The following is a 16063-nucleotide window of genomic DNA, read 5'->3' as shown; positions in this document are numbered from 1 at the left end:
CTGCTCGTCGCAGTCGGCTAACCGGCCAGGAGATCGATCTGTTCTGCCTGGTCGTCTCCCACGGAGATGGTGAACCGAACACCCATCGCCCTGCCGATCCGGTCAAGCATCTCCAGTGTCGGCACTCCACCACCCAGCTCAATACGTGACAGAGCCGGCTGGGAGATCCCCGCCCGCCTGGCGACCTCGGCCTGAGTCAGGTTCCTCGCCGTACGAACCTCACGAAGTCTGTCCCCCAGATCCATGTCCCGAACGGCTCGCGTGTACTCAGGGTGCTCGTCGGCCTCCACTTCCAGAAGCCGCTTGGCCTTCAGCGTCTTCCAACTACTGTGTCCGGTCATCACGACCTCCTGTCGAACACATGGGTGATGGTCATGTCATGTTCGAGCTGGCAAGTCTTCTTCGCCTTGACCGCACGGTCCACGTCATCATGCTGCGGCCCGTTGCGGGTCTTGGCAAACACTGTGAGCAGAATGAGCGCCCCGCCCCCGGGCTTCCAGAACGTGATCCGCCAGGACCGTTCCCCGAGGGGCAACCTCAACTCGCTGACACCATCGCGCAGACACTTGACGTGATCACCGTCCGGCAGACCGCCTCTCTCCACGAGATACCGGTCCACCTTCGCCATCACACGCTGGAACCGCCCGAGCGGCAACTCCGCCAACCACGCTTCCACCTCGGGCTCCAACGCGATATCGAACATACCATCGATGGTATATATCTTCGATGGTAAGCCAGCGTGAACGAGAAAACCAGTCTCAGATTTCAAAAACGATCAATGTTCACCCCGGGATCGCAGTCCCGAGGCGGGCTCTTGCTCTCGCTATAACGTCCGTGTTATGAGCTGGGGAGAGGTGGAACTGGAGTCAGAGGTCGATGAGTGGTTCGACACGCTCGATCAGGAAGACCGGGAAACGGCGGCGTTCCACGTCGATCTGCTGGCCGAGCGCGGTGTTCTGCTCGGTGAGCCCTATACCCGTCAGCTCCGTGGCAAGCTGCGCGACTTGCGGCTCCATCTCCATCGGGAGGTGGTACGGATCACCTGCTGGGTCGCGCCGTGCAGGCGGATCATCCTGCTGACGGCGTTCCATGAGCAGCGGATGCACGAGTCTGCTGAAATCGAGCGTGCATGGCGGGCCATGCAGCGGTGCATCGTTGAGGCCCACACCGCAGATGAGGAGTGAGCGGAATGGGCGAGAGCAGGACGTGGGCCGACGAGAAGGCTGACATCATGAGCCGTCCCGGTGCGGGAGCGGCATATGAAGCGGCCAGGATCCGGTTCGAACTGGGTGAAGCGGTACGGCTGCGCTGTGAGGAACTAGGGCTGACTCAGGCCGAGCTGGCCGAGCGCACAGGGCTGAAGCAGCCGGCGGTGGCGCTATTCGAAGCGGGAGGCACGATGCCGACCATTCCGATGCTGGAACGACTCGCGGAGGCCCTGGAGATGCGGCTGAGCGTTCAGTTCCAACCGCTACGCGAGACGAGCTGATCTCACCGGAGCGATGTTCGGACTTGCGAGCCACCAAAGCAGTGCTGGGAACGGCCAAGACCCGGGTCTGGATTCCCGTCCGTGACTCGGGCCTTCGTACGTGGGGTGGACGACGGGAGCCGAGCCCGCGCCGTCAGTCCGGGAAGTGCGTGGATCACGCCTGGTAAGGCGGCCGACCTGGGCGTTCGACCGGTCGTGGGTGACCGCGGCCGACCCCTCGTCACCCCGGCCGACGGCCCGGTAACGGCCCGGTAGTGGCCCAACGGCGGCGGAGCAGGACACCGGATCCGATGAAACCGCCAGGTCAGGGGTGAAACCAGGGTGAAGCCGCGACGAAGCCGATGACGCGGAAACTCTCCTCGGACGCCGGGAGGTACCCGGCGCAGAGAGGAGACGCGTCATGGCGGACCTCAGTGCCGTCCGGGCCGACAGCCTGGTCAAGGACTTCGGAGACTTCCGAGCCGTGGACGGAATCGACCTTCACGTACGGCAAGGCGAGATCTTCGGGGTTCTGGGCCCCAACGGGGCAGGCAAGACCACCATGCTCCGAATGCTCGCCACCCTGATCCCGATCGACGGCGGCCACGCGGAGATCTTCGGCGTCGACGTCCGGCGGGAACCTCACCGCATCCGGCAGCTGGTGGGCGTCACCGGCCAGTACGCCTCGGTGGACGAGGATCTGACCGCCCGGGAGAACCTCTGGCTGTTCGCCCGCCTGCAGGGCCTGACCGGTACCCGGGCCAAGACCATCGCCGGCGGCCTGCTCGAACGCTTCGGCCTCCAGGAGGCGGCCGACCGTCCCCTGTCCCAGTTCAGCGGCGGCATGCGCCGCCGTCTAGACCTCGCAGCAAGCCTGATCACCCGCCCACCGTTGATCTTCCTGGACGAGCCCACCACCGGCCTCGACCCGAGAACCCGAGGCCAGATGTGGGACACCATCCGTGAGCTGGTCACCGACGGCTCCACGATCCTCCTCACCACCCAGTACCTGGACGAAGCCGACCAGCTGGCCGACCGTGTGGCCGTGATCGACCGAGGCCGGAAGGTCGCCGAGGACACCCCCGACGCCCTGAAGACCCAGGTCGGTGACTCGACCCTGCAGCTCCGCCTCGCGGACGGCTCCGACACCGCCCTGGCCGCGGACGTCGTCCGCCGGCTGCTGGGCGAGGACCCGGTCCTGACCCCGGAGTCAGGACGCATGAACATCCCCCTCCCCGACCCCGACCGGGCCGCGGACGTCCTGATCGGCCTGCGGGAAGCAGGCCTCGGCATCTCCTCGGTGAGCGTCGCCAAGCCGACGCTGGACGAGGTCTTCCTGGCGCTGACCGGCCACGGCGCCGACGACGAATCCCTGATGGAGGCGGCCCGATGACCACCGTGAGCACCACGACCCCGACGACCCCGACGACCCCGACGACCCCGACGACCCCGACGACCCCGCCCGACTCCGCCCCCCGGCGCATCGATCCGTCCGCCGTGGTCGCCCGCACCACGTTCCGCAGCTCGCTCAGGGAGGCCTGGGTCCAGACCCTGGCGATGGCATGGCGAGCCCTGAAGAAGATGCGCCGCAAGCCCGAGCAGTTCTTCGACGTCCTCATCCAGCCCCTGCTGTTCACGGCGATGTTCGCCTTCATCTTCGGCGGCGCGATCTCCGGCAGCGTGGCGGACTACCTCCCGGTGCTGATCCCCGGCATCCTCGCCCAGACGGCCTTGACGGTCTGCATGGCGACAGGCGTGCAGCTGCGTGAAGACATGGACAAGGGGGTCTTCGACCGCTTCAAGTCCCTGCCGATCGCAAGGATCGCCCCCCTGGCAGGCCCGATGATCGCCGACCTGATCCGCTACGGCATCGCGTCGGTGCTGACGCTCGTCACCGGCCTGCTCATCGGTTACCGCCCTGGTGGCGGCGTACTCGGCTGCATCGGCGGTGTCGCACTCACCGTGTTCGCGGGCTGGTCGCTGGCGTGGATCTTCACCTGGCTGGGCACGATGGCGCGTTCGGCGCAGAGCGTCCAGGGCATCTCGATGATGATCATGTTCCCGCTCACCTTCCTGTCCAACGCCTTCGTCCCCGCCGAGACGCTGCCCGGCTGGCTGGAGGCGTTCGTGAAGGTCAACCCGGTGTCGCACGTCGTCTCCGCCGTGCGCGACCTGTTCAACGACGGGACCGTGACGGCCGAGGTCGGCTGGGCGGTCATCGGCTGCGCGGTCGTCGTCGCGGTGTTCGCCCCGCTGGCGGTCCGCTCGTACTCCCGGAAGATGTAGACGGTGTCAGGCCACCCGCTCCAGGACGGCGCGGGCCTCGGCCAGCAGATCGGGGCCACGCCGCCGGCCGTATTCGGCCTCGATGAGGGACATGACGCCGGAGGCGACCCGTTCGGCGTGCGCGGACAGCACCGGCCACTGCATCGTCGGGGCGAACCGGTTGTAGGCGAACCGGTCGGCGAGCACGAGCAGCCGGACCGCGTCCTCGGCGGGCGGCACTCCCTTCAGCAGGTCCCAGATGCCCAGCCCGGCGAGAATCATCCCCACCACCGGGTAGTCCATGAACGTGTGGTCCGGGCCGAGCACGGTCAGGACCTTGGCCCGCAGCGGCTCGAAGAGGTCCGCGCCGTCGTCGCCCTCGCCGTACTGCGCGAACGCCGAGAGCGCGACGGCCTCGCCCACGAGAGTCCACGGTGTGGAACCGTCCGGCGTGCCCGGGGCACGCAGGTTCCGGAGAGCCTCGGCGGCCTCGCGGTGCCGCCGCAGTCCTTCGGCGACGTCGCCGTCGACGAGGGCCAGCTGGGCTCTGCCGACGGCGACCGCCAGGACCTCGGCGTAGGTGCCCTGAGAGGTGAGCGTCTCCAGGTCGTCGATCATCCGCGCGGCCTCGTCGCGGCGGCCCTCGACGAGCGCCGCCATCGCGAGGACGGCGCGGATCTGAGCGGCGTCGTCCGCCGCTCCAAGACGTTCGAGCACCGGGAGCGCCTCGGCGGCGTGCCCGGCGGCCGACGCGGAGTCGCCGGACTGCGCGTACAGGCCGGCCAGCTGGGCGTGCAGCACCGCCCGGTGCCAGGGGCCGCCGTCGTCGTCGGTGAGCCGGAGGGCGGCTCGGGCCGCTTCGATCGCGCCGGCCGGGTCGCCGGCGTTCTCCCGGCCGTGGCTCAGCCAGCGCAGCGCGGTTCTGCGGATCAGCGGGTCGGGATCGGCGATCAGTTCGTCGTAGCCGTTCTCGGAGTCCGACACCGTGGTGAGCAGCACGGTCATCGTCGCCCGGATGGCCGGGTTCGCCGAGTCGGTGCCCAGCCCGGACAGCAGCCGCGCCAGCGGCCCGATCTCTCCGGAGGGGACGATGACGGTGCTGAGCAGCGCCAAGCTCAGGGCCACCCGGGTCCGGTCGAGGAGCCGGGGCGGCGGCGTCCAGCCGGTCAGAGCGGCGGCGACGGCCGGGGTGAGGACGATGCCGCGTGGATGGTCTCCGCGGATCGACCAGTAGCCGCCCAGCGCGGAGAACAGCACCACCACCGCTTCCGGGTCGGGGTCGGCGAGGGCCTCGCGCAGGATGTCGGCGAGGTTCGTCTCCTCCGAACGCAACCGGTCCACCGCGTCGATCTGCTCCGGCGAGTGCAGCCGGACGCCGTGCCTGTCGGCGTACCCGACAGCCCACACGCGCACGGCGGCCCGTGCCTCGGCGGTCTCACCGGCCGCGTCCAACTGCATCCGGCCGAACTCGCGCACCGTCTCGAGCATGCGGTATCGGACGCCGTCTGTCGTCTCCACGACGGTGAGCAGGGACTGCTCCACGAGCTCTCCGACGTCGCCGAGAGCGTCACCGCCGAGCACCTCTTCCGCCGCGTCGAGGGTGAAGCCGTCCGGGAAGGCCGACAGGCGGCGCAGAGCCCGGCGTTCCCGCTCGCCGAGCAGGTTCCAGGACCAGTCGATCACCGCCAGCAGCGTCTGGTGGCGTGAGGGGGCGCTCCGGTCGCCGCCGCGCAGCAGCGCGAACCTGTCCTCCAGCCGGCGGGCGATCTCGACCGGTGACATCACCCGCACCTTCGCGGCGGCCAGTTCGATCGCGAGCGGAAGGCCGTCCAGGCGGGCCACGACGGCGCGCACGTCCTCCTCGTCGAGGCGCACACCGGGCCGGGCCGCCGTCGCGCGGTCGCGGAACAACTCGACGGCGTCGCCGGTTCCCAGCTGCGGCAGCGGGTAGACGCGTTCGGCGGCGATCGCCAGCGGCGAGCGGGTCGTGGTGAGGACGCGCAGTTCCCGCGTGGTCGCGGCCAGATAGGCGACCAGGTCGGCGACCGCTTCCACCAGGTGCTCGCAGTTGTCGAGCACCAGCAGCGTCGGGGCCAGGTCGAGCTGCTGGGCGATCCTGGCGCGGACGTCGGCGCGCTGCCGCGGGGTGAGCGCTTGGCGCCCGGTCACCGAGTCGCGGACGCCGAGCGCCGACCCGACCTCACCGACCAGGTCCTCGGACGCGGTCACGCCGACCAGTTCGACGAAGTGCACCACCGGCTGCGGGGCCTCGCGGGCGACGGCATGGGCGAGCCGGGTCTTGCCGAGTCCGCCCGGGCCGAGGATCGAGACCACCCGGGACGCGGCGAGCAGCGCCCGCACCCGCCGGAGGTCGTCGTCGCGGCCGAGCAGCGGGGTCGTGTCGAACCGCACGCCGGCACGCACGGGACTGTCGAGCGCCAGCAGCTCCCGGTGGACCCGCCGCAGCTCCGGGCCGACGTCGGTGCCGATCCGCTCACGCAGGTCCGCTCGGTAGCGTTCGAAGCGATCCAGCGCGGCGCCCGTCCCGCGCACCGCCGCCTCGCTGCGCAGGAGGTCGGCGAGCAGCCCTTCGTCCTCGGGGTGGACGTGTGCGGCCTCCTGGAGTCCGGGCAGGGCGGGGTCGTGGTCGCCGCTCCGGCTCCGGGCCCGGGCGAGCACGACCCGCGCGGACGCCAGGTCGCGTTCCGCACGCCGGCGCACCTCGGCCAGCGGGCCACCGCCCTCGGGGGGCAGGGCCCCGGCGCCCAGCGCGAGCGCCTCCTTCGCAGCCTCGGCCGCCGCCGCCGGATCCTCGGCGAGCAGCGCCCGCGCCCGGCCCGCCAGACCACGCAGCCGGCCGACGTCGACCCGGTCGGGCGGAATCTCGAGCCGGTAGCCGCCCCCTTCCGTGGCCAGTGCCTGCGACCCCACGACCGACCTGGTCCGCGACACCAGGACCTGCAGCGCCTTCGCCGGATTGGCCGGCTCGTCCTCCCCCCACACCTCCGCGGCGAGTCGCTCGGCGTTCACGGTCCGGCCGGTGAGCACGAGGGCGGCGAGCAGCGCCTGAGCCCTCTCGCCGACCACCGGCTGCCCCCGCCACCGCACACCGTCGAGCAGGCTCAGGTAGATCGGCATGGCCCAAGTTTAGGCTTCACCGAGCCGTCCACCCGTTCCCGCCTTCGAGCCGCAAGGCGCACAGCACGACCGACGGACGCACCTCGGGATGGATCTCCGACCAACAGGATCAGATATTCACGCTCCTCTCCTCCGCCGCACACGCTGCGAAGGAGAGGAGCGCGGTCATGAGCGTACGGACTCCCGAGTCTCTGGAGCCGGCCGCGTGGACGCACAGGACGCAGCCCGCGCCCCACGGCCCCGACACTCGCACGCGCTGGGCGGACGTGGTCAAGAAGATGGGCCTGCCCGGCCTCCACTTCCATGATCTCCGTCACCCGGGCAACATGCTCGCCGCCGAGTCGGATGCGGGCCTCAAGGACCTGATGGCCCGGACGGGGCACGACGACGTGCGCCGCGATGATCTACCGGCACGCCGTACGGGGAGGCGACCGGTCGATCATGGACGCGATCGATCGGAAACTCGGAGATCATGAGGATGGCGGATCAGCCGGAACGGTGGTGCCTGCGGGATGACCGGGGGATCGAGAGCCGACTGCTCCTCTGGCCAGGTCATGAACGCAGCCAACACCCATCCTCGTAGTCGGCAGGAATCTCCTCTCCCCACGGGTCGATTCCACGTTGCTCCAACTCATCGAACCAGCGATCACGCTGGGAAGTGGGCAGGCGGCTCCCGCACCAAGGACAGAAGGCGATGAGGGCGGCCGAACCCCCGCCGTCGTGGATGATCAGGCCGTACTCCTGGAACCTGACGTCGAACCCCACGAGAGCGTCCGGACACTCGAAGGGATCCTCGTGATCGTCGCAGTGCCACATCACTTGACTGGTCATCAACTCACAGCAGTGCTCGCTCATGAGGAAGACTCTCATGAAGAAGATCGGCACGGTACTCGATTAAATCCTGAGGCGGTCCGCCGCCGGGAGGACGAGGCTCAGGAAGAGAGTTCATGCGCTGCGGTGACTGGCCTGAACGAGAGCCAATGGCCCGGTAATGGCCCGAGAAGAGCGAAAAGCTCTGGAAGTGACTTAGGCCCGGGTCGGAAAGTGATCCATGACCTGGGCCTTCGAGCGTGGAGCGGGTGACGGGAATCGAACCCGCGCTGTCAGCTTGGGAAGTGCAGCGAGTACGGCAGGTGAGGTGACTGGGCCGGGCGTTCGGCCGGTCGTGAGTGAACCATGGTCGACCCCTCGTCACCCTGGTTAGTGGCACGCTAATGGCACGACGATCACACGCGTGACCGCAGACGCTTCCATGGGGAAGGACCGGTCGCCAGAGAAGCTCGGTTTCACGTTCTCGGGACGCGGCTCTTGCTCTCGCTATAACGTCCGTGTTATGAACTGGGGAGAGGTGGAACTGGAGCCGGAGGTCGATAAGTGGTTCGACACGCTTGATCAGGAGGACCAGGAGACAGCGGCGTTCTACGTCGAGCTGCTGGCCGAGCGTGGTGTCCTGCTCGACGAGCCCTACACTCGTCAACTCCGCGGCAAGCTGCGGGAGTTGCGGTTCCATCTGCACCGGGAGGCGGTACGGATCACCTACTGGATCGCTCCGGGGAGGCGGATCATCATGCTGACGGTGTTCCGTAAGCAGCGGATGCGGGAGTCCGCCGAGATCGAGCGTGCGTGGCGGGCCATGCAGCGGTGTATCGCTGAGGCTCACACCACAGATGAGGAGTGAGCGGCATGGGGGAGCGCAGAGCCTGGGCGGACAAGAAGGCCGAGATCATGAGCCGCCCCGGTGCGGGAGTGGCATACGAGGCGGCCAGGATCCGGTTCGAGCTGGGCGAGGCGGTGCGGCTGCGGCGTGAGCAGCTCGGGCTGACCCAGGCAGAGCTGGCCGAACGCACAGGACTGAAGCAGCCGGCGGTGGCGCGGTTCGAAGCGGGCGGGACGATGCCCACCATCCCGATGCTGGAGCGGCTGGCGGAGGCTCTGGAGATGCGGCTGAGCGTCCAGTTCCAGCCGCTGCGGGAGGCGAGCTGATCTCACCGGAGCGGCGTTCGACCTCGCACAGTGCCGAAGCCACGCCAGAAACGATCAAGGCCCGGGTCGAGAATCCACCCCTGACCTGGGCCTTCATGCGTGGAGCGGGTGACGGGAATCGAACCCGCGCTGTCAGCTTGGGAAGCTGATGTTCTGCCATTGAACTACACCCGCAGCGGCGTGCCGCGTCACTACTGTAGCGGATACTCGGATGACTCTGGTCATCTATGGGAGCAAGATTCTCGGCTTTCCGGGTGTGCGGCGTTGGTAGGTTGCCTCACGTGCTGCTTTCCGATCGTGACATCGCCGCCGAGATCGAGTCCGGGAGGGTGAGGATCGACCCCTTCGACCCGGTGATGATCCAACCGTCCAGCATCGACGTGCGGCTGGACCGTTATTTCAGAGTCTTCGAGAACCACCGCTACCCGCACATCGATCCGTCGGTGGAGCAGCCCGACCTCACCCGGATGGTCGAGCCCGACAACGACGAGCCGTTCATCCTGCATCCGGGGGAGTTCGTGCTGGCGAGCACGTACGAGGTCGTGACCCTTCCCGACGACATCGCCTCCCGGCTGGAGGGCAAGAGCTCGCTGGGCAGGTTGGGCCTGTTGACGCACTCGACGGCCGGGTTCATCGATCCGGGGTTCAGCGGGCACGTCACGCTGGAGCTCTCCAACGTCGCGACGCTGCCGATCAAGCTGTGGCCCGGGATGAAGATCGGGCAGCTCTGCCTCTTCCGGTTGAGCTCGCCCGCCGAGCATCCCTACGGATCCGAGAAGTACGGTTCGCGCTACCAGGGGCAGCGGGGGCCGACGCCGAGCCGGTCGTATCTGAACTTTCACCGGACGCCCATCTGACGGCCCGGCGGCGTCGCCCCGCCGGCTCGTCAGTGCAGCGGCTCGTCGGTGCGGCGACCCACTACCGCGCCGCCCCATCACCTCACCGGCCCGTCCACTCCGCCGACCTGTCGACCCATCACCCCATCGACCCGGCGGCCGTCAGCGCGGCGAGGCCGGTGAGGGAGCCGCGGGAGAGAGTCCGCAACGCGGCGGGAAGACCGCGGGGCACGGGGATGCCGGGTTGTCGATCAGTAAGTGGGGTCGGAGTGTTACGCCAAACCGGAATGCGGTTTAGTGGGGTTCCGTGATGGATATCACCCTGATTGTCCATGAGGGCGGCCGGTCGTGGCTGGCCTCGGTGGATTCCATGCTGGAAGTGGCGGAAGCGGGGCTTCGGGAGAGGCGTGAAGATCACCTCGGGCGACACGCTGGGGCGGAGAGTCCTTGGCGTGACCTGAGTTAGGCATAATGTGCCCGAAAACCAGCAAAACGGTCATCGGAAAGATGCCCTCAAGACCCCTCGGCCTGCGTGTCGCCCGGCGCGTTCCGGGTAGCCACAGCAGGAAGGGCGTGTGTCTAGCGGGTGAAGTTCGCATTTCCGCTGGTAACCCGTACCCTTCTCTGCGGACCATCCCCGCACATCTGGAGAACGACGTGCGCCTGCGTCTCACGCCTAGTGAGGACAGCTACTACGACTTGTTCGCCGACTCGGCGAACAACCTCGTCACAGCGTCCCGTCTGCTGGTCGAGATCATCAGTGACGGATCGGACAGGGAAGCCCTGGCCGAGAAGATGCGGGCGTGCGAGCACGCCGGTGACGAGCGTACTCACGCGATCATGAACAGGCTCAACGAAAGCTTCATCACGCCCTTCGATCGCGAGGACATCTACCGTCTCGCCTCGAATCTCGACGACGTGATGGACTACATGGAGGCCGCCGCCGACCTCATCGTCCTTTACCAGATCGACCACCTTCCCAAGGAGGTCGTGCGGCAGGTCGAGGTCCTGGAACGTGCCGCCGAGCTCACCGCCGAGGCCATGCCCCGGCTGCGCTCCATGAAGAACCTGAACGAGTACTGGATCGAGATCAACCGGCTGGAGAACCAGGCCGACCAGGTCTACCGCCGTCTCCTGGCGAAGCTCTTCGGCGGTGAGTACGACGCGTTGACCGTCCTGAAGATGAAGGAGGTCATCGACCAGCTCGAGATGGCCGCCGACGCCTTCGAGCACGTGGCCAACACGATCGAGTCGATCGCGGTCAAGGAAAGCTAAGTGGACCTCACGCTCGCACTCGTCATCGGCGTGGTGGTCGTGGCGCTGGTGTTCGACTACACCAACGGCTTCCACGACGCCGCGAACGCGATCGCGACCTCGGTCTCGACGCGTGCGCTGACACCGAGGGCCGCCCTGTTCATGGCCGCGGCGATGAACTTCCTGGGCGCCCACCTCGGCACGCAGGTGGCGGCGACCGTCGGCAAGGGCATCATCGACGCTCCCCAGGGGACACACGGCCTGGTCATCGTGGGTGCCGGTCTGATCGGCGCGATCACCTGGAACATGGTCACCTGGTACTTCGGTCTGCCCTCCTCCAGCAGTCACGCGCTGATCGGCGGCCTGATCGGCTCGGCGCTGGCCTCGGCGAGCAACGTCCACTGGGACGGGGTCGTGGACAAGGTCGTCATCCCGATGATCCTGTCACCGGTGATCGGGTTCACCCTCGCCGGGCTCATCATGATCGCCATTCTGTGGGCGTTCCGCCGCTCCCAGCCCGGCAAGACCAACCGGGGCTTCCGGCACGCGCAGACCGTCTCCGCGGCGGCCATGGCGCTGGGACACGGGCTGCAGGACGCGCAGAAGACCATGGGTGTGATCTTCCTTGCCCTGGTGGTCGGCGGCTACCAGCACGACGGGGACCCGATCCCGCAGTGGGTCATCCTCGCCGCTGCCACAGCCATCTCGCTCGGCACCTACGCGGGTGGCTGGCGGATCATGCGGACGCTCGGCCGGCGGATCATCGCGCTCGACCCCCCGCAGGGGTTCGCCGCGGAGAGCGCCGCGGCGGCCGTGCTGTACACCGCCGCGATCGGGTTCGGAGCCCCCATCTCCACCACCCACACCATCACCAGCGCCATCATGGGCGTCGGCGCCACCAAGCGCCTGTCGGCCGTGCGCTGGGGCGTGGCGGGCAACATCGTGACCGCCTGGATCCTCACGATCCCGGCCGCGGCGATCGTCGCCGCGCTGTCCTACTTCCTGCTCCACTGGATGGTCGAGTAGCCGGGGAAACGACGCCGGGCGACCGGCGAACCGGTGAAGGGCCGGGGAACGCCGGTCGGCGTTCCCCGGCCCTTCGTCTACTTCTGGTACATCACGTCGATGTCCCACCGGGTGAAGCCGAGCCCCTCATAGAGGCGGATCGCCGCGGTGTTGCTCTCGTCCACGTACAGCATCACCTGGGCCAGCCCCCGGGAACGCAGATGGTCCAGGCCCGCCAGGGTGAGCGACCTGCCCAGTCCGCCGCCCTGTTCGGCGGGGTCGACGCCGACCACGTAGACCTCGCCGATCGGTTCGTGCGCGTGCTCGCCGTCCCCGTGCACCTTGGTCCAGTGGAACCCCGCCAGCCGATCGCCGTCCGCCCCGGCCGGGCGGTTCGGCCCGGGAGCGTTTCCCGCCTCATTCGAGCCGGTGGCCTTCTCCGCCTCGTCCGGGCCGGGAACGCTCTCCGTCCCGTCCGCCTCCGTCGTCCCGCCCGGACGTACGGCGAGGAAGAAACCGGCCGGGTCGAACCAGGGTTCCCGCTCGCGGCGCTTCAGGTCGTCGACGGTCCAGGCTCCCTGCTCGGGGTGGTAGGCGAAGGCCCTGGCGTTCAGCGCCACCCAGGCGTCCTCGTCGGCGGTCCCGGGCCGGAACGTGCGCAACCGCACTCCCTCGGGGAACCCGTAGCCGGGGATCGGGGAGAGCAGGGAGCGGCGCATCTGCCACAGGGACCTGGCCTTGGTGAATCCCGTGGACGCGGCGATGGCCTCGGCGCCCGGGTGGCCGCCGTGGGCCCACAGCCGCAGGCGCCCGCCGGTCTGGTCGAGTACGGCCTCCAGCAGTCGCCGTCCGTATCCGCGCCGCCGGAACGCCGGGTGGATCACCAGCTCACCGCTCGGCCCCTCGACGGGGTCGGTCGGGTCCACGTGCGCGTAACCCGCGAGGTCGTCCCCGGCGTACAGGAGCACGGCCCTGGCGCGCTCGTCACCGCCGTAGCGCAGGTGCAGCATCACGTGTTCGTTGAGCGGCCTGACGCCGTCGGACCCGGTGGCGGCCTCCACCACCTTGAGGACGTCGGACACCTGTCGTTCCCCGAGGCGTCCCCGGTGTTCCACGCGCACGTTCATGCTCTGGACTCTAGGCGGGGCCGTGGCTTCGGCATTCACCGGGGACTGGCAAAAGGCGCCATTTACCAGTCAGGGGAATCGTTACCTCATAGACATTCTTTGCATAGACCATCCATTTAGTGTCGTGGTCCATGATGTCTCGCTCCTTCCAGCGGTTGGCCATGGCGGGCGTTCTCGCCGGGGCCGGATGCGTCCTCGCGATGGGGCCGGCCGAGGCGGGGAATGTTCCCGCGAAGACGGTGCCGGTCCGCCTGCTCTCCCTCAACGACTTCCACGGCAACCTCGAACCGCCGACCGGCTCCTCCGGCCGCATGGTGGACGAGACCGGCGCCACCGTCGAGGCGGGTGGCGCCGCCTACGCGGCGACCCACCTCAAGCAACTGTCGGACCGCAACACCCTGAAGGTCGCCCAGGGTGACCTGATCGGCGCCACCCCCCTGATCTCCGCCGCCTTCCACGACGAGCCGTCGGTGGAGTTCCTCGGCAAGGTCGGCGTCACCGCCTCGGCCGTGGGCAACCACGAGTTCGACGAGGGCTACGCCGAGCTGAAGCGGATCATGAACGGCGGCTGCCACCCGGTGGACGGCTGCTCGCCCGCCGGTGAGTGGAAGGGTGCCGACTTCAGCTACCTCGGCGCGAACGTCATCTTCAAGCGGCCGTCGCGGGCCGCCGAGCAGCAGGCGCTGGACGCCCTGGGCGGGAAGAACCCCGGTGCGCTGCGTGCCCTGCTGAAGGACTACGGCATCCCGGCGCTGCCCCCGGTCGCCATCCGCTGGATGAACGGCGTGCCGATCGGCTTCATCGGCCTCGTCACCCAGAGCACCCCGGGCATCGTCACCTCCGAGGGCATCAAGGACCTGGAGTTCATCGACGAGGTGAAGGCGGCCAATGTCGCCTCCAAGCTACTCAAGATCGTCGGCGTCAGGGCTCAGGTCGTGCTGGTGCACGAGGGCGACCAGGTCACCCCGAACCAGTCACCCGACGCCTGCGCCGCCCAGCCGGGTGCGGGCAACCGGATCGCCACGCAGGTCGACGCCGAGGTCGACATGATCCTCAGCGGTCACTCGCACCAGGCGTACCTGTGCACGGTGACCGACCCCAAGGGCGGAACCCGTCTCTACAGCCAGGGCGGGTCGTTCGGCCGGGTGATCACCAAGGTCGACTTCCGGGTGAACGTCAAGACCCGTGACGTCGTCCGCTCCTCGGTCGTGGCCGACAACCAGGTCGTGACCCGGACCGTCACCCCGGACCCGGAGATCTCCACGTTCGTCCAGACGTGGAAGGACCGCGTCGCGTCGGTGGCCAACAAGCCGATCGGCAAGATCACCGCGGAGATCCCCAACACCGCGTCCGCCTCCGGCGAGTCCCCGCTCGGCAACCTCATCGCCGACGCCCAGCTCGCCGCGACCAAGGCCGGGGGCAACGCGCAGATCGCCCTGATGAACCCGGGCGGCGTGCGCACCGGTCTCACCTACCCGAGCTCACCGGCGGGTGAGGGCGACGGCGTGGTGACGTACGGCGAGGCGTTCACGGTGCAGCCGTTCAACAACCTGACGCAGGTGGTGACCCTCACCGGTGCCCAGCTCAAGACGGTCCTGGAGCAGCAGTTCACCGGCGGGCCGAACAACCAGGCCTTCACCAAGATCCTGCAGCCGTCGTCGAACTTCACCTACACCTACAGCACGAGCGCGCCGTGGGGATCCAAGGTCTCCGACATGAAGATCGACGGTGTCGCCGTGACCGACACCCAGAGCATCAGGGTCGCCGCGAACAACTTCCTCGTCGGCGGCGGTGACGCCTTCCTGGCCTTCAGGGACGGCACCGACCTGTGGAGCGGGCCGCTCGACATCGACGCCTTCGCCGCCTACTTCGCGGCGAACCCGTCGGTCACGCCGCCGGTCCCCAACCACATCACCGTCGTCCCGTAGGACGCGGCGACACCATCGCCCCACGACCCGGCACACGACGGACGACGAAGGCCCACCGGACGGATCCGGTGGGCCTTCGTTCGTTCTGCCCGCGCGTCGTCGCGGACGCGCTCCGGGCACGTCTCCACCGGCGTCCACCGAGCGGGACGAGGCAGTCCGGGGCTCCCCGGGACTTCCCGCGGCTCTCCCGTCCGGGGACGGGACGTTCCGCGGCTCTCCAGCCGGGACGGGACGTTCCGGGCGGGACGGGCAGGTCAGCGGCGGGCGGGCTCGCGCTCCTCGGAACCCTCGTTGCCGCGCTCGGGCACGAAACGGTAGCCGACGTTGCGCACGGTGCCGATCAACGCCTCGTACTCGGCGCCGAGCTTGGCCCGGAGCCGGCGGACGTGGACGTCGACCGTCCTCGTGCCGCCGAAGTAGTCGTATCCCCAGACCTCCTGGAGCAGCTGGGCACGGGTGAAGACCCGGCCGGGGTGCTGTGCCAGATACTTGAGAAGCTCGAACTCCTTGAACGTCAGGTCCAGCGCGCGACCGCGCAACCGCGCCGTGTAGGTGGCCTCGTCGATCGAGAGGTCGCCGTTGCGGATCTCGTCGGGCGCCTCCTCGGCGGCGGACAGGTTGAGCCGGCCGACCGCCATCCGCAGCCGCGCCTCGACCTCCGCGGGACCGGCGCTGTCGAGGATGACGTCGTCGACCCCCCACTCGGCGGTCAGTCCGGCGAGCCCGCCCTCGGTGACGACCACCACGAGGGGGCAGGCGACACCGGTGGTGCGCAGCAGCCGGCACAGGCTCTTCGCCTGGACAAGCTCGCGGCGCGCGTCCACCAGGATCGCGTCCGCGGGCGGGGCGTCGATCAGGGCGGACGCCTCCGCAGGCGCGACCCGGACCGAGTGCAGCAGCAACCCCAGCGCCGGGAGCACCTCGGTGGAGGGCTCAAGGGCGTTGGTGAGCAGCAACAGATTGCTCACGATGCCTCCTTCCCGCGTCATGCCGGCGACAAGCCGTACAAACACGTAAGGACCCGGGGGCTACGTCGCCCAGGTCCCGTAATAGGTGAGG

General features: G+C 68.7%; 15 protein-coding genes, 1 tRNA gene and 2 pseudogenes. 10 read left to right on the top strand and 8 right to left on the bottom strand.

The features are described from left to right. Window positions 1–17: 17 nt before the first annotated feature. Window positions 18–341: a helix-turn-helix domain-containing protein gene (locus tag F4562_RS14005; RefSeq protein WP_184537871.1), complete on the bottom strand. Its 324-nt coding sequence runs from the start codon at window positions 339–341 to the stop codon at window positions 18–20. Continuing rightward, complete coding sequence (locus F4562_RS14000) at window positions 341–703, bottom strand: type II toxin-antitoxin system RelE/ParE family toxin (RefSeq protein ID WP_184537873.1); 363 nt, start codon at window positions 701–703, stop codon at window positions 341–343. The genes F4562_RS14005 and F4562_RS14000 overlap by 1 nt, the downstream gene beginning before the upstream one ends. Window positions 704–839: 136 nt before the next feature. Here F4562_RS14000 and F4562_RS13995 point away from each other — a divergent pair, with 136 nt between their 5' ends. The 4 genes from F4562_RS13995 (at window position 840) to F4562_RS13980 (ending at window position 3754) form a co-directional block, all read left to right on the top strand. Then, on the top strand, window positions 840–1184 hold the full coding sequence (locus tag F4562_RS13995) for a type II toxin-antitoxin system RelE/ParE family toxin (RefSeq protein ID WP_184537875.1): 345 nt from the start codon (window positions 840–842) through the stop codon (window positions 1182–1184). Window positions 1185–1189: 5 nt separating this feature from the next. After that, window positions 1190–1489 carry a helix-turn-helix domain-containing protein gene (locus F4562_RS13990; RefSeq protein WP_184537877.1) on the top strand — a complete coding sequence of 100 codons (300 nt, stop codon included), beginning with the start codon at window positions 1190–1192 and terminating at the stop codon, window positions 1487–1489. Window positions 1490–1889: 400 nt separating this feature from the next. After that, window positions 1890–2861 carry an ATP-binding cassette domain-containing protein gene (locus F4562_RS13985; protein ID WP_184537880.1) on the top strand — a complete coding sequence of 324 codons (972 nt, stop codon included), beginning with the start codon at window positions 1890–1892 and terminating at the stop codon, window positions 2859–2861. Further along, the gene (locus F4562_RS13980; RefSeq protein WP_184537882.1) at window positions 2858–3754 is read left to right on the top strand and encodes an ABC transporter permease; all 897 of its coding nucleotides are present in this window, start codon (window positions 2858–2860) and stop codon (window positions 3752–3754) included. Before F4562_RS13985 ends, F4562_RS13980 begins: the two co-directional genes overlap by 4 nt. 6 nt (window positions 3755–3760) lie before the next feature. Here F4562_RS13980 and F4562_RS13975 read toward each other — a convergent pair whose 3' ends face one another. Both F4562_RS13975 and F4562_RS13970 read right to left on the bottom strand, forming a co-directional pair. After that, window positions 3761–6871: an ATP-binding protein gene (locus tag F4562_RS13975; RefSeq protein ID WP_184537884.1), complete on the bottom strand. Its 3111-nt coding sequence runs from the start codon at window positions 6869–6871 to the stop codon at window positions 3761–3763. A gap of 552 nt (window positions 6872–7423) precedes the next feature. Beyond that, window positions 7424–7756, bottom strand: coding sequence for a DUF6980 family protein (locus tag F4562_RS13970; protein ID WP_311733810.1), 333 nt, complete (start codon window positions 7754–7756; stop codon window positions 7424–7426). A 448-nt stretch (window positions 7757–8204) separates the two neighbouring features. Between F4562_RS13970 and F4562_RS13965 the strand changes: the two genes are divergently transcribed. Next, window positions 8205–8549: a type II toxin-antitoxin system RelE/ParE family toxin gene (locus F4562_RS13965; RefSeq protein ID WP_184537886.1), complete on the top strand. Its 345-nt coding sequence runs from the start codon at window positions 8205–8207 to the stop codon at window positions 8547–8549. Window positions 8550–8554: 5 nt separating this feature from the next. Next, entirely contained in the window at window positions 8555–8854 is a 300-nt protein-coding gene (locus F4562_RS13960; protein WP_184537888.1) for a helix-turn-helix domain-containing protein, read from the top strand. Window positions 8855–8954: 100 nt separating this feature from the next. Here the strand turns inward: F4562_RS13960 and F4562_RS13955 are convergent. Beyond that, window positions 8955–9028 (bottom strand) — tRNA-Gly (locus F4562_RS13955). Between the two features lie 107 nt (window positions 9029–9135). Here F4562_RS13955 and dcd point away from each other — a divergent pair. The 3 genes from dcd (at window position 9136) to F4562_RS13940 (ending at window position 11970) form a co-directional block, all read left to right on the top strand. Continuing rightward, the gene (dcd, locus tag F4562_RS13950; protein ID WP_184537890.1) at window positions 9136–9711 is read left to right on the top strand and encodes a dCTP deaminase; all 576 of its coding nucleotides are present in this window, start codon (window positions 9136–9138) and stop codon (window positions 9709–9711) included. Window positions 9712–10347: 636 nt separating this feature from the next. Further along, complete coding sequence (locus F4562_RS13945) at window positions 10348–10965, top strand: DUF47 domain-containing protein (protein WP_030924556.1); 618 nt, start codon at window positions 10348–10350, stop codon at window positions 10963–10965. After that, complete coding sequence (locus tag F4562_RS13940) at window positions 10966–11970, top strand: inorganic phosphate transporter (RefSeq protein WP_184537892.1); 1005 nt, start codon at window positions 10966–10968, stop codon at window positions 11968–11970. Between the two features lie 77 nt (window positions 11971–12047). Here F4562_RS13940 and F4562_RS36795 read toward each other — a convergent pair. Both F4562_RS36795 and mshD read right to left on the bottom strand, forming a co-directional pair. Beyond that, a pseudogene (locus tag F4562_RS36795) lies at window positions 12048–12320 on the bottom strand (GNAT family N-acetyltransferase); the annotation flags it as partial. A 120-nt stretch (window positions 12321–12440) separates the two neighbouring features. Then, window positions 12441–13076: pseudogene (gene mshD / locus F4562_RS36790) on the bottom strand (mycothiol synthase); the annotation flags it as partial. Window positions 13077–13207: 131 nt separating this feature from the next. On the opposite strand from mshD, the gene F4562_RS13930 reads away from it, so the two are divergent. Further along, window positions 13208–15004, top strand: coding sequence for a bifunctional metallophosphatase/5'-nucleotidase (locus tag F4562_RS13930; RefSeq protein WP_246473428.1), 1797 nt, complete (start codon window positions 13208–13210; stop codon window positions 15002–15004). 254 nt (window positions 15005–15258) lie between these two features. Here F4562_RS13930 and F4562_RS13925 read toward each other — a convergent pair whose 3' ends face one another. Further along, a complete protein-coding gene (locus F4562_RS13925) occupies window positions 15259–15972 on the bottom strand; it encodes a response regulator transcription factor (protein ID WP_184537896.1) in 714 nt (237 codons plus the stop codon). Between the last annotated feature and the right edge of the window lie 91 nt (window positions 15973–16063).

Source organism: Streptosporangium becharense (assembly GCF_014204985.1).
Classification (GTDB): Bacteria; Actinomycetota; Actinomycetes; order Streptosporangiales; family Streptosporangiaceae; genus Streptosporangium; species Streptosporangium becharense.
The sequence above is the reverse complement of the archived record's forward strand: the minus strand, read 5'-3'. Positions and strand labels throughout refer to the sequence as shown.